Annotated in this window: 16 protein-coding genes; 13 read left to right on the top strand and 3 right to left on the bottom strand. The window is 70.1% G+C overall.

Annotated features, from left to right (window positions below; translation table 11 throughout):
• Window positions 1-135 precede the first annotated feature (135 nt).
• From FHR97_RS08580 to FHR97_RS08530, 11 genes are all read left to right on the top strand, one after another.
• Window positions 136-903 carry a FadR/GntR family transcriptional regulator gene (locus tag FHR97_RS08580; protein WP_183383389.1) on the top strand — a complete coding sequence of 256 codons (768 nt, stop codon included), beginning with the start codon at window positions 136-138 and terminating at the stop codon, window positions 901-903.
• Between the two features lie 57 nt (window positions 904-960).
• A complete protein-coding gene (gene dgoD / locus FHR97_RS08575) occupies window positions 961-2109 on the top strand; it encodes a galactonate dehydratase (protein ID WP_183383388.1) in 1149 nt (382 codons plus the stop codon).
• A 112-nt stretch (window positions 2110-2221) separates the two neighbouring features.
• A complete protein-coding gene (locus FHR97_RS08570) occupies window positions 2222-3229 on the top strand; it encodes a 2-dehydro-3-deoxygalactonokinase (protein ID WP_183383387.1) in 1008 nt (335 codons plus the stop codon).
• 41 nt (window positions 3230-3270) lie between these two features.
• Window positions 3271-3885, top strand: coding sequence for a 2-dehydro-3-deoxy-6-phosphogalactonate aldolase (locus tag FHR97_RS08565; protein ID WP_183383386.1), 615 nt, complete (start codon window positions 3271-3273; stop codon window positions 3883-3885).
• A 25-nt stretch (window positions 3886-3910) separates the two neighbouring features.
• Complete coding sequence (locus FHR97_RS08560) at window positions 3911-4852, top strand: SMP-30/gluconolactonase/LRE family protein (protein WP_183383385.1); 942 nt, start codon at window positions 3911-3913, stop codon at window positions 4850-4852.
• Between the two features lie 327 nt (window positions 4853-5179).
• On the top strand, window positions 5180-5782 hold the full coding sequence (locus FHR97_RS08555) for a virulence RhuM family protein (RefSeq protein WP_221187740.1): 603 nt from the start codon (window positions 5180-5182) through the stop codon (window positions 5780-5782).
• A gap of 420 nt (window positions 5783-6202) precedes the next feature.
• Window positions 6203-7615, top strand: coding sequence for a DegQ family serine endoprotease (locus FHR97_RS08550; RefSeq protein WP_183383384.1), 1413 nt, complete (start codon window positions 6203-6205; stop codon window positions 7613-7615).
• 490 nt (window positions 7616-8105) lie between these two features.
• Window positions 8106-8498 (top strand): hypothetical protein, encoded by a 393-nt coding sequence (locus tag FHR97_RS08545; RefSeq protein WP_183383383.1) that lies wholly within the window; start codon window positions 8106-8108, stop codon window positions 8496-8498.
• Window positions 8498-9814, top strand: a complete 1317-nt coding sequence (locus tag FHR97_RS08540; protein ID WP_183383382.1) for a carboxypeptidase-like regulatory domain-containing protein — start codon at window positions 8498-8500, stop codon at window positions 9812-9814. The genes FHR97_RS08545 and FHR97_RS08540 overlap by 1 nt, the downstream gene beginning before the upstream one ends.
• A 148-nt stretch (window positions 9815-9962) precedes the next feature.
• A complete protein-coding gene (locus tag FHR97_RS08535; RefSeq protein WP_183383381.1) occupies window positions 9963-11696 on the top strand; it encodes an SWIM zinc finger family protein in 1734 nt (577 codons plus the stop codon).
• A 148-nt stretch (window positions 11697-11844) separates the two neighbouring features.
• Complete coding sequence (locus tag FHR97_RS08530; protein ID WP_183383380.1) at window positions 11845-12843, top strand: Vgb family protein; 999 nt, start codon at window positions 11845-11847, stop codon at window positions 12841-12843.
• A gap of 109 nt (window positions 12844-12952) precedes the next feature.
• Here FHR97_RS08530 and FHR97_RS08525 read toward each other — a convergent pair whose 3' ends face one another.
• The 3 genes from FHR97_RS08525 to FHR97_RS08515 form a co-directional block, all read right to left on the bottom strand.
• A complete protein-coding gene (locus tag FHR97_RS08525) occupies window positions 12953-13813 on the bottom strand; it encodes an SDR family oxidoreductase (protein ID WP_183383379.1) in 861 nt (286 codons plus the stop codon).
• An 83-nt stretch (window positions 13814-13896) separates the two neighbouring features.
• Window positions 13897-17220 carry an AAA family ATPase gene (locus FHR97_RS08520; protein WP_183383378.1) on the bottom strand — a complete coding sequence of 1108 codons (3324 nt, stop codon included), beginning with the start codon at window positions 17218-17220 and terminating at the stop codon, window positions 13897-13899.
• Complete coding sequence (locus FHR97_RS08515) at window positions 17217-18470, bottom strand: exonuclease SbcCD subunit D (RefSeq protein WP_183383377.1); 1254 nt, start codon at window positions 18468-18470, stop codon at window positions 17217-17219. Before FHR97_RS08515 ends, FHR97_RS08520 begins: the two co-directional genes overlap by 4 nt.
• A gap of 76 nt (window positions 18471-18546) precedes the next feature.
• On the opposite strand from FHR97_RS08515, the gene nfi reads away from it, so the two are divergent.
• Both nfi and FHR97_RS08505 read left to right on the top strand, forming a co-directional pair.
• Window positions 18547-19251 (top strand): deoxyribonuclease V, encoded by a 705-nt coding sequence (gene nfi, locus FHR97_RS08510; protein ID WP_183383376.1) that lies wholly within the window; start codon window positions 18547-18549, stop codon window positions 19249-19251.
• A gap of 80 nt (window positions 19252-19331) precedes the next feature.
• On the top strand, window positions 19332-19889 hold the full coding sequence (locus FHR97_RS08505) for a DUF1415 domain-containing protein (RefSeq protein ID WP_183383375.1): 558 nt from the start codon (window positions 19332-19334) through the stop codon (window positions 19887-19889).
• Window positions 19890-19981 lie beyond the last annotated feature (92 nt).

Below are 19981 nucleotides of genomic sequence, written 5' to 3'. Positions count from 1 at the left end.
GCCCTCAGCGAGTCGTTGTGTGACCCGGTCCGCCGCCAGACCGCTGCGACCAAGGTCTAGCAGGCGGGGAGTCAGGGGAGCTGGAATAAATGTCAGACATTTCGTATAGTAAGGTCAGATATTTCGGAGGTCCCCTTGACGACGCTATCCCAGCTTCCGCTGCCTCCCGATGCCGGCGGGGCCCAGGCCCTGGCCACCACGCTGGCGCATGCCATCCTGTCGGGCAAGTGGGCGAGCGGAGAGACCTTTCCCCGCGAGAGAGACCTGTGCGAGCACTTCTCGGCCAGTCGCAATCGCGTGCGCAACGCCCTCGCCGAACTGAGCGGCAGCGGCCTGATCGAACGCACTGCGGGGCGCGGCACGGTGGTGCGCGATATCGAGGACTGGCATCTCCTCGACCCGCAGATGAGCGAGTGGATGGCCGGCCTCGAGGCGCCGCATCCGCAGCTGGTCCGCGAGGTCTTCGCCTTTCGCCTGTCCGCCGAGCCGTTCGTCAGCGAGCTCGCCGCCCTGGCGGCCACGGGACAGGACCTGGCGCGGATCGAATCGGCGCTGGTCGGGATGTGCGACAGTGCCGCCGACCCGGCGCGGCGAGAGGAGCATGCCGACCATGACGTCGCCTTTCACGACGCCATCTACCGCGCCAGCCACAACCTGGTCTGGCGCCAGATGGGACTGCTGCTGCGGCCCTCCATCGTCGCCCTGATCCAGCACTCCCATCACCAGGCCGGCTCCCTGGACGACAGCCTGGAGCGTCATCGCCAGGTCTTCGACGCCATCCGCCTGCGGGATCCCGAGGCGGCTCGCGACGCCACGGAACGTGTCCTGGCACGCACCGCCGCCGACCTCGGCGTCGAGCACGGCACGCGCCCGCTGACGCGTCCGGCCTCGCTGCCCGACTGACTCGCGGCCGCGTCGCGGCGCGGCCGTTGCCACTTGCCCCACCCGAGGACCCACCCCATGAAGATCACCCGACTCAAGACCTGGCAGGTGCCGCCGCGCTGGCTGTTTCTCAAGATCGAGACCGACGCGGGCGTCTACGGCTGGGGCGAGCCGGTCATCGAGGGCCGCGCCGCCACGGTGGAGGCGGCCGTGCATGAGCTTTCCGACTACCTGGTCGGCCAGGACCCGCACCGCATCGAGCACCTGTGGAACGTGATGTATCGCGCCGGCTTCTATCGCGGCGGCCCGATCCTGATGTCGGCCATCGCCGGCATCGACCAGGCGCTCTGGGACCTCAAGGGTCGCGACCTGGGCGTGCCCGTGCACCAGCTGCTGGGCGGCCCGGTGCGCGACCGGATGCGCATGTATGCCTGGACCGGCGGCGACCGCCCCGACGACGTGGGCGCCGGCGCCCGTGCGCTGGTCGAGCAGGGTTTCACCGCCTTCAAGATGAACGGCACGCCGGAGCTGCAGATCGTCGACTCCCACCGCAAGGTCGACGAGGCCGTGGCCCGGGTGGCGGAGGCCCGGGACGCCGTGGGACCGGACGTCGGCATCGGCATCGACTTCCATGGCCGCGTGCATCGCCCCATGGCCAAGGCCCTGCTGCGCGAGCTGGAGCCCTTCCACCCCATGTTCGTCGAGGAGCCGGTGGCCCCCGAGCACCTGCCGTGCCTCAAGCAAATCGCCGGCGGCCTGGGCTACCCGCTGGCCACCGGCGAGCGCCTGCACACCCGCTTCCAGTTCCGCGACCTGCTGGCCGACGGCATGATCGACATCGTCCAACCGGATCTCTCGCACTGCGGGGGCATCAGCGAGGGCCTCAAGATCGCCGCCCTGGCCTCGGCCCATGACGTGGCCCTGGCGCCGCACTGCCCGCTGGGGCCCTTGACCCTGGCCACCTCGCTGCACGTGGATGCGGTCTGCCACAACGCCTTCATCCAGGAGCAGAGCATGGGTATCCACTACAACAAGGACAACGACGTGCTCGACTACCTGGTCGACAAGTCGGCGCTGGCCATCGAGGACGGCTTCTGCGCCATTCCCCAGGGGCCGGGGCTCGGCGTGGAGATCGACGAGGCCTTCGTCGAGGAGCGCGCCAAGGTGGGCCACCGCTGGCGCAACCCGGTGTGGCAGCACGAGGACGGCTCGGTGGCCGAGTGGTAAGGCGTGAGGCGTTAGCAGTGAAGAGTGAGGAGAGAGAGATGAGTTCCAGCTTCCACGCCCTGACCATCGGCGACCCGAAGGGCCGGCCCCCGGTGGTCGAGGGAGGGCGAGCATGAGCGTGTCGACCAACACGACCGTCTCCCCGGCCTGGATCGCCGTGGACTGGGGCTCCAGCAACCTGCGGGCCTGGGCACTGGACGGCGACGACCGAGTCATCGCCGAGGCCAGCGCCCCGCGCGGCATGCTGGGCCTGGCCGCTGACGAGTTCGAAGGGGCGCTGCTGGAGGTGGTCGGCGACTGGTTGCCGCCGGCGGCCGGGAACCGGCCGACCGAGGTGCTGGTGTGCGGCATGGCCGGGGCCCGCCAGGGCTGGGTCGAGGCCGCCTACCTGGCGCTGGATGCCGGGGCGACCGATACCCTCGGCCGCCTCGGCGGCCAGCTGACCCCGGTGATTACCCGCGATGCCCGCCTGCGTGTGCGCATCGTGCCGGGGCTCTGTCAGCATGCCTCGCCGGACGGCGGCGAGGCCTTCGACGTGATGCGCGGCGAGGAGACCCAGCTCTCCGGTCTGGTCGCCAGGCACCTCGACTTCAGCGGCGCCGTCTGCCTGCCGGGCACCCACGCCAAATGGGCACGCCTCGAGGCGGGCCGCATCACCGGCTTCACCACCTTCATGAGCGGCGAGCTCTACCAGCTGCTCAGCCGGGACTCGGTGCTGAAGCACTCGCTTCACGCCGATGACCTTGCCGACGCGGCCCAGCGCGCGGCCTACCTGGGCGGCATCGACACCGCCATGGCCGCTCCCGAGCGCCTGAGTGCCGAGCTGTTCGGCATCCGCGCCCGGGACCTGCTCGATGCCTCGCTGCCCGGCGATGCCCGGCGCGGCGAACGGCTGGCGGCGCGCCTGTCCGGCCTGGTGCTGGGCCTCGAGCTGGCCGGTGCCACCGCGACGCTGGCCCCCGGCAGCCCCGTCGTGCTGATCGGTGCCGAGGCGCTGTGCCGGCGCTACCGGATCGCCCTGGAGCACCGGGGCTTCGCAGTCGGCCAGCACGCCAATGCCGACATGATCCTGGCCGGCCTGGGGCGCATCCACCACGCCACGCCGCCCGCAACCCCCTGAGGCGCGGCCGCCCGGCCGCCCCGAGACTGCAAGGAGCCTTCATGAGCCTGCCACTGGTCGCCATCCTGCGCGGCGTCACGCCGGACGAGATCATCGCCATCGCCGAGGCCGTCATCGGCGCCGGCATCACCCGCATCGAGGTGCCGCTCAATTCCCCCGAGCCCCTGGAGAGCCTCCGCCGCCTGGTGGCGCACTGCGCCGGGCGTGGCGGCGAGGAGATCCTGGTGGGGGCCGGCACCGTGCTGACGCCCGAGCAGGTGCGCGAGGTGCACGCCGCCGGGGGTCGCCTGATCGTCTCGCCGAACACGAACGAGGCGGTGATCGGCGAGAGCCGGCGCCTCGAGATGGTCTCCCTGCCCGGTATCGTCACCCCCACCGAAGCCTTCGCCGCCCTGGCGGCAGGCGCCTCCGGCCTCAAGCTGTTCCCCGCCTCCCAGGTCGGCATCGCCAACATGAAGGCGATGATGGCCGTGCTGCCCGCGGGCACCGAGCTCTATGCGGTGGGCGGCATCGGCAGCGACAACTTCGCCGACTGGCGCGCCGCCGGCGTGCACGGGGCGGGCCTGGGGACCGCCCTCTATACGCCGGGGCTGACGGCCGCCGAGGTGGGCGAGCGGGCCCGCGCGCTGGTCACGGCCTGGCAGCAGGCACTCTGACACGCCCCGACAGGAGAACCCGAGCATGAGCGAGTCCCCATCCGACCAGACCTTGCCGCCCGGCCCGTGCCTCGGCCAGGCGCAACTGCTGATCGACAGTCGCTGCGAACTGGGCGAGGGCCCCGGCTGGGACGCCGAGCGCAGCGAGCTGCGCTGGCTGGATATCCTGGCCGGCGAGCTGCACCGTGCCCGCGGCGATGGCCGTGAACATCGCGTCACCCGGCTGGATCGCCGGACCTCCTATGCGGCGCTGACCCGCGACGGCGACTACCTGCTGGTGGCGGAGAACCGCCTGTCGCGCTTCGACCCGCAGACCGGCCAGACCCGCGACTTCCTGCCCTTCGAGGCCGACGACCCCGTCACCCGCAGCAACGATGCCCGCGTCGACCCCCACGGCAGCCTGTGGCTCTCCACCATGGGGCTCGGCGCCGAGGCGGGCGCCGGCAGCCTCTATCGCCTGCACCGCGGCGAGCTCACCCGGCTGCGCCGGGGGCTGACCATCCCCAACGCCCTGTGCTTCTCGCCGGACGGCCGCCATGCCTATTTCAGCGACACCGCGACTGGCTGGGTGATGCGCTGGGCACTGGACGACCAGGGCTTTCCCGCGCGCGGCGGCGATGGCGCCTTCGCGGAGCCCGAGCCCTGGGCCGACCTGCGCGATTCGGGGGGCGGCCCCGACGGGGCCGTGATGGATAGCGACGCCTGCCTGTGGCTCGCCCTGTGGGGCGCCGGGCGCGTGGCCCGGCTCAGCCCCGAGGGCAACGAGATCGCCCACGTGAGGGTGCCCGCGCGCCAGCCCTCCTGCCCGGTGTTCGGCGGCGCGACCCTCTCCACCCTCTATGTCACCACGGCCCGGGAGGGCATGGCGTCTCCGGAGGAGGCAGATGGCGGCGTCTTCGCCATCGAGCTGGCCGAGCGCCTGCCCGGCTGCCGGGGTCTGGCCGAACCGCCACTCAGGCTTGCTTGAGCCGCGCGCTGGCGACCGGTCATGTCCACCCCATCGACATGTCATCACGACATGTTTAAAAATCGCGATTATTTCGACACGTCCCCTGGATATGTCGATGGTATCGACATGTCGGGACACCTGGGCGCGCCCCCTCAGGCTGCTGAAACTGCAATAAGGCGCCGACATGGCCGGCGCGGGCTTGCTCTGGCAGCCGGCAGCGATTGGCGCCACGAGGCGCCGCGGCGTAGCATGACAGCTCTATGCATCCACGGGCAGTTGCCCACTTGCATAACAAGAGGGCATAAGCCTCAGGTTTCGGCAGACGGCAGGGACAGGGACGACGACATGAGCACCCATAGCCAGGCATCCCTGAGGATCTACCAGCAGAGCGATCATCCCGTTGAAGTACGACTGGATGCCGAACGGGATACCGTCTGGTTGACGCAGGCACAGATGGCCGAACTGTTCGACGTCAAGCCTCAGAACATCACCATGCACCTGAAGAACGTCTACGCAGATGGCGAACTGGTGGAGGAGGCAACTTGTAAGGATTTCTTACAAGTTCAGCAGGAAGGGCAGCGAGAGGTTAAACGCAAGCGCAAACACTATAGCCTGGATGCGGTGATCTCGGTGGGCTATAGGGTCAGCTCCGCACGGGCGACCCGCTTCCGGATATGGGCCACGCGCATCCTGCGCGAGCATCTGACTCAGGGTTGGACGCTGAACCGCCAGCGCTTCGAGGAGAATGGCCGGGAGCTGGAAGCCGCCATGGCTCTGGTGCGCAAGACGACCGGCAACCCCGCGCTCGATACCACCCGTGGTCGGGGGCTCGTCGATATCGTCACCCGCTATGCACAGACCTTCCTGCTGTTGCAGCGTTACGATGAAGGCCTGCTGACCGAGCCCAAGGCCGCAGGCCGGTGGCGAGTTGCCGACCATGGAGAGTGACCTGATGGGTCAATCAGGAGTGATACCGCTACGTGATCTACAGCGCCTCGTAGACTCCCAGCGAGAGCATCGCCACTGACGGGGCCTTGCCGCGGGGGATGATCAATGGCGCCTGAAATCACAGGCCCGTCGCATGGTCTTGGCCAGGTGAGCGCGAACGGCGATATAGCGGGTGACCTGCAGGGCTTGGGTGGTGGTGCCATCAGGCCGAGGGCTCCCGTTACATCAACCGCCTCGAGGCCAGCGTGCTGCCGCTGGGGCTGGTGGTCCACAATGGCTGATGGGGCAACGCCGTGCTGACGGCCTGACCGAACCCATCACACACCAGGGTTGGCTTGTGCATCAGGAACTTTGGAAAGTGAGCGCTGTATCAAGAGCGCTGACAAGTTCCATGCAACCGAAAAACAGGAGCCAATCGAGATGCACAAGCCCCATTCGCTCTCCTGGGTGACGAGCCTGGTGCTATTGCTGATGGTGGCAACGCCAGCCCTCGCCGAGCCAAGACTGCCAGACTTCACGGAACTGGTCGACAAGGCAGCGCCGGCCGTGGTTAACATCTCCACCTCTCGCGAGGTCGAGAGGTCCATGACCTCCTCCCGGCAGTTCGGGGGACAGGAGGTGCCGGACATTTTCCGCCACTTCTTCGGTGACCGCTTCCCGATGCCCCCGGGCGGTGGTCCCAATCGCGGTGACGAGCAGCGTCAGTCACTGGGCTCGGGCTTCATCTTCGATGAGGACGGCTACATCATGACCAACGCCCATGTGGTCAAGGATGCCGACGAGATCCTGGTGCGCCTCAACGACCGCCGTGAACTCGAGGCTGAACTGGTCGGTGCCGACGAGAAGACCGACGTGGCGGTCCTCAAGGTCGAGGCGAACAACCTTCCCACTCTGGAGCTGGGCAAGTCCACCGACCTCAAGGTCGGGCAATGGGTCGCCGCCATCGGTTCTCCTTTCGGCTTCGATCACTCTGTGACGTCTGGGATCATCAGTGCCATCAATCGCACCCTGCCTCAGGACGTCTACGTCCCCTTCATCCAGACCGACGTGGCGATCAACCCGGGCAACTCGGGCGGACCGCTGTTCAACCTCGACGGCGAGGTCGTGGGTATCAATTCCCAGATCCTGACCCGCAGCGGCGGCTACATGGGCCTCTCCTTTGCCATCCCTATCGATGTGGCCATGGATGTCGCCAACCAGCTGCGTGAAGAAGGCTACGTGAGCCGTGGCTGGCTGGGCGTCAGCATCCAGCCGGTGTCCGAGGACTTGGCGGAATCCTTCGGCATGGAGCAGGCCAAGGGCGCCTTGATCGCCGAGCTTGACTCCAGTGGCCCCGCGGCCAAGGGCGGCCTCAAGGCCGGTGACGTCATCCTCGAAGTGAACGGCCAGCAGGTGGACCACTCCACCACTTTGCCACGCCTGGTCGGTGACACGGCCCCTGGCGAAGAGGTGGAGCTCTCCGTATTGCGCGATGGCCAGCGAGAGACCATCACGGTAGAGGTTGGCGAGTGGCCGAATGCTGGCCCCGGTCAAGCCGACGGTGACCCGGTTCGACTCGGCATCGCGGTTCAGCCATTGAACGAGATGGAGAAGCGCCGGCTCGGTATCGAGCACGGGGTGCGCATCGTCAAGGTCGATCCGACCGGCCACGCCGCCGCTGCCGGTATCCTTCCTGGGGATGTCCTGGTCCGCCTGGGCAACCAACCCGTAGAGGGTCCCGAGCAACTGAAGGGGATGCTGGCTAACCTGCCGGACGATCAAGCGGTCCCAGTGCTCCTCAACCGCGACGGCCAGGCCTACTTCGTGGCCTTTCGGCTGGGCAACGACGGCTGATACTGGCTGAGGTGGAACCTGTAGGGTACCGGCCACGTTATCAACCGGTACCCTACTGATATTTTTGCAACTTTCTGTTTTCTCGACGGTTTCCAAAGCGTCACTATGCCGGTATGCACGTTATCAGGCGGTCCTTTCTGGGCATCGCCCTTTTCGTCGTTGTGATCGGCACCGCCGCGGCGTTGGTGCTCTCGGAAGTTCCTGCGTTGCGCATAGGCGGCGTGATTCTCGTGGCGGCCTTCCTGTTCATCTCCTACGCGGCGGATTGGTTCGAGGCTCGGAGTAATGAGAGGCATGTGGAACAGCGACCGGATCTGCCTTGCCGTGGGTGATGATCAACGGCGCCTGAAATCACAGGTCCGTCGCTTGGTCTTGGCCAGGTGAGCGCGAACGGCGGTATAGCTGGTGACCTGCAGGGCTTGGGTGGCGGTGTCGTCAGGCTGAGGGCTCCCGTTGCTATGCTGCGTGCATTGGGGGAGGGGAGGGAGCCATGTCGTACGGGCCGCTGTTTGCTGTGCTGATCCTGTCGGCATCCATGGCCCAGGCCGAGGAGGCGGGCGTGGACTTCGCCATGGGCGGCGAGCGCTTCGTGTTGACCCCGGCCTGCATCCAGCGGGTCGAGCACGCCGCGGGCGATGCTGGGCTCGTGCATCTCCGCTTCGACATGGCCGAGACGCCGGGCTGTTTCGGCGCCTTCCGGCGGCTGCTCTCCACTCACCAGGGCGAACGTCTGACCGTGACCTTCCGGGGCGAGAGGCTGCTGGAGGCGGTGCTCCATATTCCCCTGGAGCCCGAGAATAACGTGCTGGTATCGCGGCATCCGGGAGCGGCCGTGGCGGCTGCCGAGTTCCTGCGCGGCGTGCCGCACGCAGAGGCGCCCTGATGGGCAGCGCCGTGGGTTTCCGTCGCCTCGTCGTGGGGCTGGTCGCCTCCCTGGCCGGGTTGGCGTTGCTGGTGTGGCTGGCACTGTGGTGGCTGTCGCCGGCGGCGGTGACGGGCCAACTGGTCGAGTATCACGGCGATGTGCCGGTGGCCGGCGCCACCATCACCGTGCGCCGCCAGGGCTGGGGGCGCAGCGAGCATGATGGGCAATTGATCTGGGACAAGGGCTATGTGGTCACCTCGACCACCGACGCCGAGGGGCGCTTCCGCGTGCCCATGCCCGGCCCGGTCTGGCTGGTGGGCAGCGGTGGCGGCCGGCTCACGGCGGAGGCCGAGGGCTTTCACTCCCTGGCGGTGGGCCATGTGCCGCCGGGGGCGGACCTGCGCCTGCAGACGGTGGCCGACCACGCCGAGCGGCTGCCCGGCGGCACCGCCTATCTGGGCTGGGATGAGGCGGGCGAGCCCTTCGGCTGGTCGTTCCTCGATCACGCCCCGGCTCGCGACCCGGCGCGGGTCGATCTCTATCCCCTCGCTCTGAGTCGCGAGCCCCTCGAGGCCATACTGGCGGTGCCCGAGGGGGGAGGGCTCCACTTCGTGCCGGCCGCTGCCCAAGGCATCGCCACGCCCTCCTGGGATCATCTGCTGCGCTATCTGGATGCATCGCCCGAGCCGCCCGCGGCGTCACGCCTGGTGCTGGACGACACCCCGGGCACCCTCTTCCTGCGCACCCCGCAGGGGCGGCACGCCAAGCTGGCCTGGGAGCCCGGCGCGGTGACCGCCATGTCGGGGACGGTGCCGGGGCTCGATACATCCAGCGAGCGGCTGCTCTCGCTGCGCTTCGTCTATCGCCCCGGCCCCGGGGACGAGCTGCCGTACCAGCCCCCGCTGAGGCCGGTCGAGCCCGCACGCGCCGCGCTGCTGGCGGCGCTTCCCGAGGAGGGCACGTCGGCCATGGGGCCGCGCACCTATCGGCTGGTGGTGAGCGATGCGCAGGGCGGGGAGCTGGAGCGGCAGCGCGTCGAACTCACGCCGGGTGTTCCCGTGGACCTGGCGAGCTGTGCCGAGGATGCGCCGCTGGCCTGGCGAATCGAGTCGCTGCGCCTGGAGTATGGCGAGGATACTCTGCCGCGCCTGCAACTGACGCTGGACGGCGAGCGCTTCGTGCACCACTCGGCGCCGCGACTGGTCAGCATGCGCCACGCCACCGTGTTCGAGGTCCAGGCCTTCGATACCGACTACCGGCGCCATGACCTGCGGTTCAGGATTCGCGAATTGCCCGGCGATACCGGCCCGGCCGGTTGCGTGGCGCCGCCTTGAGCCCGGACATCAGCGGAAATCGGGGACGGGTCCTTGAAAGTCACTGACGGAGTCGCTGGCGTGTTGCGATGCTTGGCGCCCCGCGGCGGTGCGGCGTAGCATTGGCTGCTTGATTCTCAGGCAGTCAGGCGCTGGAAGGGCTTCAAGAATGGCAGCAACGCAGGATGAGGCGGCACTCCTTTCCGACCGGCAGCTGGCCATGCTCGCCGGCGAGGCCGCCTTCGGACGCGGCGTGGAGTATTACCGCGAGGGCATGGTGGTCGGCTGGAACAGGAAAGGCGCCACCATCACCGCCGATGTGGAGGGCAGCGAGCGCTATCGCGTGGTGCTGAAACTGAGCAAGCGGGGCCTGGATGGCGGCTGCGATTGCCCGGCCTCGGAGGGCATCGACTTCTGCAAGCATTGCGTGGCGACCGCCCTGGCGTACCGCGCGGATCAGGCCGAGCAGACGCGGCTGACGGAGGGCGATGCAGCGGAGCGGATTCGCGCCTACCTGCAGCAGATGGACAAGCCGTCGCTGGTCGAGGCGCTCCAGTCACTGATCGAGAATGACCCGGTGCTGCGCCAGCAGTGGTCACTGCGGGCCGATGCGGTGCTCGGCGTGCTGGATCACAAGGCGCTGAAGAAGCGCATCACGGCGGCGTTTCCCATCAACCGCGATCTTTACCGTTACGGCCAGGTGAGGGCCTACTTCGCCAGGGCGGAGGCCGTCGTCGACCAGCTCGCCGAGCAGGCGCCGCAACTGCCCGCGGACAAGTGCCTGACGCTGGTGGACTATGCGCTGTCACGCATGGCTCGGGCGCTGGAGACCATCGACGATTCCGGCGGCTTTCGTTTCCATTGCGAGGCGACCCTGCAGACGCTGCATGTCCAGACCGTGACGCGGCTCGACTGGTCACCCGACAAGCTGGCAGCGTATCTCTATGACAAGGCATTTGGTGGCGGCGAGGACCTGTACCCCGAGATCCCCGATGCCTATGAGGAGGCGCTGGGCGAGGCGGGCATGGCGGCCTATCATGCCCGCCTGCAGCGGGCCTGGGACGCCTTGCCGGAGCTGCCGGCAAAGGCGGGGTGGTCGGAGCAGTATCGCTACATTCGCCTGCGCGACCCCTTGTTCAAGCATGCCGAGGCCGCCGGCGACTTGCCGGCCATGCTGGCGCTGTACCGGAAGACCGCCAGCAACGAGCGGGACTGCCTGGATGCCGCCGAGCTGTGCATCGCGCATGAGGCCTGGGATCAGGTGGAGCCGTGGCTGACGCGAGCGAAGAAGGCGGCGTCCGACCAGCATCCCCATCAGCAGATTGAACGGCAGCGCCTCGAGGTGCGCCTGCAGCTGCAGCGTGGCGAGGCGGAAGCCGCGGCGGCGCTGCAATGGGACATCTACCGGCACACGCAGCGTCTGGAGGATTATCGCCAGCTGGTGGCCAAGGCCTCCGAGCATGGCCTGGCCGTCGATTATCGCCAGCGGGCCCGCGACTGGCTGGTGGACCGGCTCGATCAATCCTCGGAGTCATCCTTCGGGTGGGCACCGCGGACGGCAGACAGCTTGCTGGAAATCCATCTGTTCGAGGGGCGCCTGGCCGAGGCCCAGGCGCTGTGCGCCGAGCGGGCGGTGTCGTTCTGGCTGCTGCTCCAATTGGCGCAGGTGCTGAAGGACCCCGACGAGAGCCTGCCGTTGTACCTGCGCCTGGTACGCCATATGGTTCGCCAGACCAACAACCAGGGCTATCGCGACGGCATCGCCTTGCTGGAGGAGCTGCGGGACACGCTGGACACCTCGGCGCAGCGCCAGGCATTCGAGCAGGCGCTGATGCAGCTGCGCACCGAGTTCAAGCAAAAACGCAACTTCATCACGTGGCTGAACGAGGCCTTCCCGGCCTGAGAGGGGGCAGGGCGGCGTAGAGACGATCGCCGATCGAGCCGGTGTGCGTCGTGCTGGTGGTGTTTCTCGACCGGCCGGTCGATGCTTCTGGGGGGGAATGGCATCGAGCCCTTGCCCGCGGGAAGGGCCGGGCTCGAGGGAGGCCGAGATGTTCAAAGCGGTGACCCTGTCAGGGCTGATGCTGGCCGCCTTGTACGTGGGGGGCGCCGTGGCACTGTCGGCAGACGGTGACGAGGGCGTCCGGCTCGAGATCACGGAGTGGGACGTGCCCTTCGACGGCGGGCGCGCTCGGGATCCCTGGGTGGATGCCGAGGGCCGGGTCTGGTTCGTCGGCCAGCAGACCCACTATGTCGGGCGGTTCACGCCCGAGAGCGGCGAGTTCGAGCGCTTCCCCCTGGAAGACGGCACCGGGCCGCACACGGTGATCACCAATGAGCAGGGGGTCTGGTACGCCGGCAACCGGGCGGCACACATCGGCTTGCTGGATCCGGCCAGTGGCGCGATCGAGACATTCGTGCCGCCCGGCGATGGTCGCCGGGATGTGCACAGCATGGCCTTCGACGGGGACGACAACCTCTGGTTCACCGAACAGGGCGGCAACCGCATCGGCCACTTCGATCCCCGACGCCGTGCTTTCACCATGCACGAGGTCTCCCGGGCGTGGGCGCGTCCCTATGGCATCGTGGTGCACGACGACCAGCCCTGGATCGCCCTGTTCGGCACTCACCGGCTGGCGACGGTGAAGGGCGGCGAGGTGCAGGAGATCGACCTGCCGCGTGCGGAGGCCCGGCCGCGGCGGCTGGACGTCGCCTCCGACGGCGGCGTCTGGTATGGCGATTACGCGACCGGCCATATCGGCCGCTATGATCCGGACAGCGGGGAAGTGAAGGAGTGGCCGGCGCCCTCGGGGGCGCGGTCGCTGCCCTACGCCGTGGTCATGGACGGCGAGGACCGCTTCTGGATAGTGGAAACCGGTGTCCGGCCCAACCGCTTCGTCGCCTTCGATACCCGGGAGGAAACCTGGACCGAGGCCTTCGAGATCCCCAGCGGGGGTGGCACCGTGCGCCACATGGTGTACGACCCGGCGCGTGACGCCATCTGGTTCGGCACCGACGAGAACACCCTCGGCAGGGCCGCGCTGAAGTGACATGCGCCGTCGCGTGACGCCGGCATCGCGGGTGTCTGGGCCTGCTGGTGGTCGCCGAGCGGGGCCATGGCATCCGGCGAGAGCCGGGCCGGGATCGTTGTGGAGGCGCTCACTCCCGCTCGTCCCGGGTCGAACGCAGCAGCACCCGGTCCATGCCCCGGGTGCTGAGCACCCGTTTGAGCGCCGCGAACAGGTGGGTGGGCAACGTCACGGCGTAGCGGGGCCGCGGGCGCTTGCTCTCCAGGGCGTGGATCAGCTTTTCCACCACGGCGTCGGGGCCCAGCGTGAAGGGCGCCTTGTCCTCCGTGCTGGCCAGGCGGGCCTCCACCTTCCGGTAGGTGTCGGCATGGGCGCTGTGGGTGGTGTCGATATTCGCCCTGAAGGCGCGGTAGGCGTTCTCGCGGAAGCGGCTGGTGATGGGGCCGGGCTGGATCAGGCTGACGTGGATGCCGCTGCCCTGGAGCTCCTGGCGCAGGGTGTCGGTGAGGCCCTCGAGGGCGAACTTGGAGCAGACGTAGGCGCCGCGATAGGGCAGGGCGGCGAAGCCCAGTACCGAGCTGTTCTGCACGATGCGGCCGTGGCCCTGGGCACGCATCATCGGCAGCACCCGGGTGGTGAGCTCGTGGGTGCCCAGCAGGTTGGTTTCCAGCTGCTCCCGCAGCACCGCCCGCGACAGGTCCTCCACCGCGCCGGGCTGGCCGTAGGCGCCGTTGTTGAACAGCGCCGTCAGCCGCCCCCCGGTGCGTTCCCGCACTTCCTCCACCGCGGCCTCGATCGAGGCGCTGTCGGCGAGGTCCAGCGGCAGGGCCTCCAGGCCTTCCTCGCGCAGCCGGGCGATGTCCGCCTCGGAGCGCGCCGTGGCGAAGACCCGCCAGCCGCGCGCCGCCAGGGCATGGGCCGCGGCATGGCCGATGCCGCTCGAGCAGCCGGTGATCAACAGGCTTCGCATCGCCTCTCGGCTATCTGACATCCTCGTCTCCTGTTTCGCCATCTCCGGCACTCCCGGCCGGTACGGCGTTCGATGGGGGCACCGCCTGCGGTGTGGGGCGTGTCTCAAGCACTGACCAGCCTCGCCCGGCTGGTGCCGTTGCCCAGCGGCTCGACCCGGATCTGCACCGGGATGCGCTCGTGCATCTCCTGGACGTGGGAGATCACCCCGACTCGGCGGCCCAGCGCCTGCAGGCCGTCGAGCGCCTCCATGGCCAGCGCCAGGGACTGCGGGTCGAGGCTGCCGAAGCCCTCGTCGATGAACAGCGACTCGATGGTGAGCTCGCCCGACGCCATGGAGGCGAGCCCCAGCGCCAGGGCCAGCGAGACCAGGAAGGTCTCGCCGCCGGAGAGCGAATGCACCGAGCGACGCTCGTCGCCCATGTCGTTATCCTCCACCAACAGGCCCAGCTCGCTGCCGCCGCGCACCAGCCGGTAGCGGCGGCTGAGCCCGGCCAGGTGGGCGTTGGCGTGCTCCAGCAGCTGTTCCAGGTTGTAGGCCTGGGCGATGCGCCGGAACGCCTTGCCGTCGGCGGAGCCGATCAGCTCGCTGATCCGGCCCCAGCGGCAATATTCGGCCCGCGCCGCCTCGAGCTCGGCCTGGGCGTCCCGCTGGCGCTCGCGCCGGCGGTCGTCGTCGCGCAGGGCATGGACGGCCTCGTCGCGTCGTTGCTGGGCGGTCTCCAGCCGCGGGGCGAGGGCCTCGCGCTCGCCGACCAGGGCCTCCCGGCGGCGGGCGATCTCGGCCTCCATGGCCTCGCCGAGCCATGCCTCGTCGTGGGCGTCGTCCTGCTCGCCTCTAGCGTCCGTGGCCAGGGCCTGGTCGCGGCGGTGGGCGATCAGCGCCCGGCGACGCTCCTCCAGGCTGGCGGCGGCCTGCTGGTGGGCCTGCTCGGCCTCCTCCAGCTGCCGCTCCTGGCGCTCGGCCTCGTCGTCCGGCTGGGCCAGCAGCCGGGCGAGCCGGGCGTCCGTCAGCTCGGGATGCGCCGCGCGCCATTCCGCCAGCTCGCTCTCCAGGGTGTCGCGCTCCCGGCGCAGCGCCTCGCGCCGCTCGTGCTCGTGGGTCGCCTGCTGGGCGAGCCGCTGGCGGTGCTGCTGGGCCTCGTGGAAGCGGGCCAGCGCCCCGTCCCGGGCCTGGCGGGCGGCGTCCTGGCGAGCGTCGAGGTGGCTCTGCCAATCGTCCGGCGAGGCATGCTCGCCGAGCAGGCTCCGGAGTTCGCTCGCCACGGCGTCGCGCTCGCGGCGCAGGGGCGGAATCCGCTCGGCCAGCGTGGCCCGTTCCCGGTCGAGATCGGCGTGCTGGGTGTCGAGTCTGGCGATCTCGACCTCGTCCTGTTGCAGTGCTTTCTCCAGGGGGGCCAGTTCGGCCTCGGCGCGGGCGATCTCGTCGAGGACCCGCTGGTGTTGCGCCCGCTGTGCCTCGACGGATTGACGCTGGTGGGCCAGCCAGGCCTCGCGCTCGGTGGCGGCGATGGCGGAAAGCTCTTCGTGCAGCGGATGCTCGCCGAGGGCCTGGTTCGCCTCGGCCCGGCGTCGTTCGGCGGTGGCGAGGTCCGTGCGCTGCTGGGTCACCGACGCCTTCAGGGCGCGGTATTCTCCCTCGAGCTCGTCGCGCTGTCGCTGGGCCTGGTCCCGCCATTGCCGGGCCTCGGTGAGCTGGCGCTCCTCCTCCGCCTGCTGGGCGTCGAGCTGGACGGCCTCGGGCGTGGCCGGCGGCCGGTGGCGCCAGGGGTGCTCGAGGCCGCCGCACACCGGGCAGGGCTCGCCGTCCACGAGGCCCTTGCGCAGCCTGACGACGCTCTCGCTGCGCACGGCGCGGCTGCGTTCGACGACGGCCTGCACGCTCTGGTGGTGGCGCTCGCGGTCGTCGAGGCGTCGCCGGGCGACCCGGCCCTGCTCGACCAGCGTCTCGAGGCGTTGGTCGGCCTCCGCCAGGCGTGTCGTCAACGCCTGGTGGGCCTGGTCGGCATGGCATGCCTCCTGCCAGCGGCTGTGCAGCTCGCCGAGCTGCAGCTGGCGGCGAGCGGCCCGGTCATGGGCCTGTCGGGTCGCCTGGCGGGCGCTCTCCAGGCCGTCGTGATCGCCGATCAGCCGCTTCAGGGTGGCGTGCCACCGGTCGCGCCGTTCGCGCCGCTGGCGGTGTTCGCTATCCGTCCGTCGGCGCTGCTCGGCGAGTTCGTCGGCGCGTCGGCGGTGCTGGACCTGCGTGGCCTCGAGTTCCGCCAGCTGTTTGTCCCGGGCGGCGAGCGTCTGGGTCCGCTCGCGGGCCTCGCGCAGGGGCGCTTCGGCCTGGCGGCGCGCCTCGACGGCCTCGTTGAGTGTCCGCTCGGCGGCCTCGCTGGCCTGCCGGGCCTGCTCGCGCGCGCTGTCGGCATCGGTGAGCGCTCGCTGCGTCTCGGCGTGGGTCGCCGCCAGGGCATCGAGCTCGCCGGGCAGGTCGGCCTGGCGCGTGAGCCGATGGCGCTGGGGCAGGATCGCCCGGCGCCACGCCAGGTCCTCTCGGGCGGGGGCCAGTGCCTGCCAGCGGGCCTCGGTGTCCCGCCGGCGCTGGTCTCCCTCGGCATGGGCGCTCCGCAGCCGTTCGTCGGTCGTGTGCCACCGCTCGCGTGTCTCGAGGCGCTTGGCGTCGCGCTGCACGGCGTCGAGCTCGCCCTGGGTGGCCTCGGCCCGGCGCTCGAGTTCGGCGCGGGCCTCGGGCTCGGCGGGCAGGTCGTCGGCGAGCCGGGCCTCGACCTTCTCGACGGCCTTTCGGGCCTCGCTGGCGCGGCGGTAGGCGGCCATCGAGATGGCGGAGTATTCGGTGGTGCCGGTCAGCCGCTCCAGCAGGTCGCTGCGCTCGTTGTCGTCGGCCTTGAGGAAGGCGGCGAACTCGCTCTGGGCCAGCAGCACGGCGCGGGTGAACTGCTCGAAGGTCAGCCCCAGGCGCTCGGGCAGCAGGCGGTCGAACTCGCGCTTCTGGGTGGTCAGCAGGCGGTCGTCGTCCAGATCACGCAGCGACTGCTCGGTGGCCTGCAGGCGCCCGGCGGCCTTCTCGCGGGCGCGGCGCACCGCCCAGCGGGCCCGGTAGCGGCGGCCGTCGCGGCCCAGGAAATCGACCTCGGCGTAGCCGCTCGCCGTGCCGCGGCGCAGCAGGGTGCGCGGGTCGGCGGTGTTGAGCGTCTCGCTGCCCACGTCGGGCAGCGGCGCCTCGCGGCCGGGCGCCTGGCGCAGCCGTGGGGTGCCGCCGTAGAGCGCCAGGCACAGGGCGTCGAGCAGGGTGCTCTTGCCGGCGCCGGTGGGGCCGGTGATGGCGAACAGCCCGGCGTCACTGAGCGGCGGGGAGGTGAAGTCGAGCGCCAGCGGACCGGGCAGGGAGGCCAGGTTGGCCAGGCGCAGGGCGAGGATCTTCATGCTGGCTCCTCCCCGTCGTCATCCAGCACGTCCTGACGTAGCCGGTCGAAGTCGGTGAGCACGTCCTCGCTCGGCGGTTCGCCCCAGCGCGCCTGCCAGGTGCGCTCGAAGAGTCGGCGGGGACCGAGGGTCTCCAGGTCGATGCGCTCGGGGCCGTCTTCGGCCTCGACCCGGGGCAGGCGGCGCTCGAGGCGCAGCAGGCGCAGTGCCTTGCCCTCGAGGGCCGCGTCCACCCGGGCGCGCAGGTCGGGCATGGGGGCGTCGAGCTCGACCCGCAGCTCCAGCCATGGCCAGCGCTCCCTGGCGAGAGCCGGATCATCCTTCAGGGCCTCGAGCTCGGCCAGCACTGCGTCGAGGGAGGCGGGGCCGAGGCGGTGCATGGCCACCGGGCGGGGCACGGGCAGCGCCTCGACGTCGGCCAGCGCCTCGCCCTCCAGGGTCACCTCGAGCACCTGGTGGGGGTAGGCCACCTCGCTGAAGTCCAGGGGCAGGGGGCTGCCGCTGTAGCGGATGCGCGCCTCCCCGACCCGTTGGGCGCGGTGCAGGTGACCGAGCGCCACATAGGCGATGTCCTCGGGAAACAGGGCCGCCGAGATCGATTCCTCGCCGCCGATGACGATGGGGCGTTCGCTGGCCTCGGAGACGGCGGCGCCGCGCAGGTGGGCATGGCTCATGGCCACCAGGGCCTGGCCGGGGGCGCGGCGCGCCCGGGCGGCCGCGATCAGCTGCTCGTGGACGCGGCCGATGCCGGCCACATAGGCGTTGCCGGGCCCGTCGGCCTCGTCGCCCCCCCGACCGGTGACCTCGGCCGGCCGCAGGAAGGGCAGCGCCAGGCACCAGGCGCGCGTCTCGCCGGACGCGTCGGTCAGCGGCACCAGCAGGCGCTCGGCGTCGAGTTCGCCGGCCTCGGTCCAGGAGACTCGGCCCAGGGCGTGGGTGCGCAGCCGCTGCATCAGCGGGGCCGGCAGCTCGATGCGGTTGCCGCTGTCGTGGTTGCCGGCGATCAGCACCAGGTCCAGGCGAGGCAGGCGCTCGTGGGCCTCGACGATGAAGTCATAGAGCAGGGCCTGGGCCTGCAGGGAGGGATTGACCACGTCGAAGAGGTCGCCGGCCACCAGCAGGGCGTCGGCTCGGCGTTCGACCAGGGTATCCAGCAGCCAGGTCAGGAAGGCGCGGTGCTCGGCGTGGCGCTCCTGGCCGTGAAAGCTCTGGCCCAGGTGCCAGTCGGCGGTGTGGATCAGTCTCAGCATCGGCTCCCCGGTGTTCCATCACACGGCAAAGGCTCTAGTCTAACCCGAGCCACCCCCATGATTCAGGGAGCCCGTGATGTCATCGACGCCATTGCACGACTGGGGCCTCGCCCCCGCCGAGGCCGTCGCCCTGCAGCGGCGCCTGGCCGGGCGGGTCGAGCGGGGCGACCGCCTGGACCCGGTGAGCCGCATCGCCGGGGTGGATATCGGCTTCGAGCAGGATGGCGAGATCACCCGCGCCGCCGTGGTGGTACTGGCCTGGCCGCCGGCGGCCGACGGCGCCTTCGAGGTGGTGGAGCAGGCGGTGCACCGCGAGCCGACGCGCATGCCCTATATCCCGGGGCTGCTGTCGTTTCGCGAGGTACCCGCGGCGCTGGCCGCCTTCGACAAGCTCTCGACCCGGCCGCAGCTGGCGATGGTCGACGGCCAGGGCATCGCCCATCCGCGCCGGCTGGGCGTGGCCAGCCACCTGGGGCTGTGGCTCGACCTGCCGACCATCGGCGTGGCCAAGACGCGGCTGGTGGGCCGCCACGACGAGCCCGGGGCCGAGCGTGGCGACTGGGCGCCGCTTGTCGATCATGGGCCCGAGGGCGAGGAGGTCATCGGCGCGGTGCTGCGCTCCCGTGAGGGCGTCAAGCCGGTATACGTCTCGCCGGGGCATCGGCTGTGCCTGGAGACCGCGGTGGGCTGGGTGGTGGCCTGCCTGGGCAAGACCAAGCTGCCGGAACCCACCCGGCTGGCCGATCGGCTGGCGTCCCGGCGGGACCAGAAGCGGCGCTGAGCCGCTCTTCTGGGGGCGTCGCTTGCCTTCCGTGGCCGGGCGGCGGACCATGAGCGATTCCCTTTTCTCGGATGCCCGCCATGACCGCCTCGCCCGTCACCCCCCTCGACGCCACCCGTGCCTGGGTCGAGACCTTCGTGGTCGGCCTCGAGGTGTGCCCCTTCGCCGGCCGCGAGGTCGCCCGAGACAGCATCCGCTACACGGAGGTGGACGCCAGCGATCCCGCCGCCGCGCTGATGCGGCTGATGGAGGAGTGCTGGCATCTCGATGAGTGCGCCGAGACCGAGACCACGCTGTTGGTGCTGAGCGAGGGCCTGGCCGACTTCGACGACTACCTGGACGCGCTGGGGATGGCCGAGGCGCTGCTGGTGGAGCAGGGCTACGAGGGGGTCTACCAGCTGGCGAGCTTCCACCCGGACTACCAGTTCGACGGCGAGGCGGAGGACGCCCCGCGCAACTACACCAATCGCTCGCCCTGGCCGATGTGGCACCTGATCCGCGAGGCCGGCCTGGAGCGAGCCCTCGCCCACTATCCCGACCCCGAGGCGATCCCCGAGCGCAATGCGGCGCTGATGGAGGCCAAGGGCCGCGAGCGGCTGGCCGCCTCGCTGGCGGCGCTGCGCGGGGCGGCCTCTTAGTACTACTGTGTCACAAACATCGCCAGGCGCTGTATAAGGCTGCCATGATCCCTTGGTGCAGCATCCAGCGCAGGGTGGTGATTGAATCACTC

It is taken from the genome of Halomonas stenophila (assembly GCF_014192275.1).
GTDB lineage: Bacteria > Pseudomonadota > Gammaproteobacteria > Pseudomonadales > Halomonadaceae > Halomonas > Halomonas stenophila.
This window is presented reverse-complemented; position numbering and strand designations above follow the sequence as displayed.

What these genes read in the sequence shown, in the direction of transcription:
- dgoD (WP_183383388.1), top strand. Translation starts at nt 961, where the DNA reads ATGAAGATCACCCGACTCAAGACCTGGCAGGTGCCGCCGCGCTGGCTG.
- FHR97_RS08570 (WP_183383387.1), top strand. Translation starts at nt 2,222, where the DNA reads ATGAGCGTGTCGACCAACACGACCGTCTCCCCGGCCTGGATCGCCGTG.
- FHR97_RS08565 (WP_183383386.1), top strand. Translation starts at nt 3,271, where the DNA reads ATGAGCCTGCCACTGGTCGCCATCCTGCGCGGCGTCACGCCGGACGAG.
- FHR97_RS08560 (WP_183383385.1), top strand. Translation starts at nt 3,911, where the DNA reads ATGAGCGAGTCCCCATCCGACCAGACCTTGCCGCCCGGCCCGTGCCTC.
- FHR97_RS08555 (WP_221187740.1), top strand. Translation starts at nt 5,180, where the DNA reads ATGAGCACCCATAGCCAGGCATCCCTGAGGATCTACCAGCAGAGCGAT.
- FHR97_RS08550 (WP_183383384.1), top strand. Translation starts at nt 6,203, where the DNA reads ATGCACAAGCCCCATTCGCTCTCCTGGGTGACGAGCCTGGTGCTATTG.
- FHR97_RS08545 (WP_183383383.1), top strand. Translation starts at nt 8,106, where the DNA reads ATGTCGTACGGGCCGCTGTTTGCTGTGCTGATCCTGTCGGCATCCATG.
- FHR97_RS08540 (WP_183383382.1), top strand. Translation starts at nt 8,498, where the DNA reads ATGGGCAGCGCCGTGGGTTTCCGTCGCCTCGTCGTGGGGCTGGTCGCC.
- FHR97_RS08535 (WP_183383381.1), top strand. Translation starts at nt 9,963, where the DNA reads ATGGCAGCAACGCAGGATGAGGCGGCACTCCTTTCCGACCGGCAGCTG.
- FHR97_RS08530 (WP_183383380.1), top strand. Translation starts at nt 11,845, where the DNA reads ATGTTCAAAGCGGTGACCCTGTCAGGGCTGATGCTGGCCGCCTTGTAC.
- FHR97_RS08525 (WP_183383379.1), bottom strand. Translation starts at nt 13,813, where the DNA reads ATGTCAGATAGCCGAGAGGCGATGCGAAGCCTGTTGATCACCGGCTGC.
- FHR97_RS08520 (WP_183383378.1), bottom strand. Translation starts at nt 17,220, where the DNA reads ATGAAGATCCTCGCCCTGCGCCTGGCCAACCTGGCCTCCCTGCCCGGT.
- FHR97_RS08515 (WP_183383377.1), bottom strand. Translation starts at nt 18,470, where the DNA reads ATGCTGAGACTGATCCACACCGCCGACTGGCACCTGGGCCAGAGCTTT.
- nfi (WP_183383376.1), top strand. Translation starts at nt 18,547, where the DNA reads ATGTCATCGACGCCATTGCACGACTGGGGCCTCGCCCCCGCCGAGGCC.
- FHR97_RS08505 (WP_183383375.1), top strand. Translation starts at nt 19,332, where the DNA reads ATGACCGCCTCGCCCGTCACCCCCCTCGACGCCACCCGTGCCTGGGTC.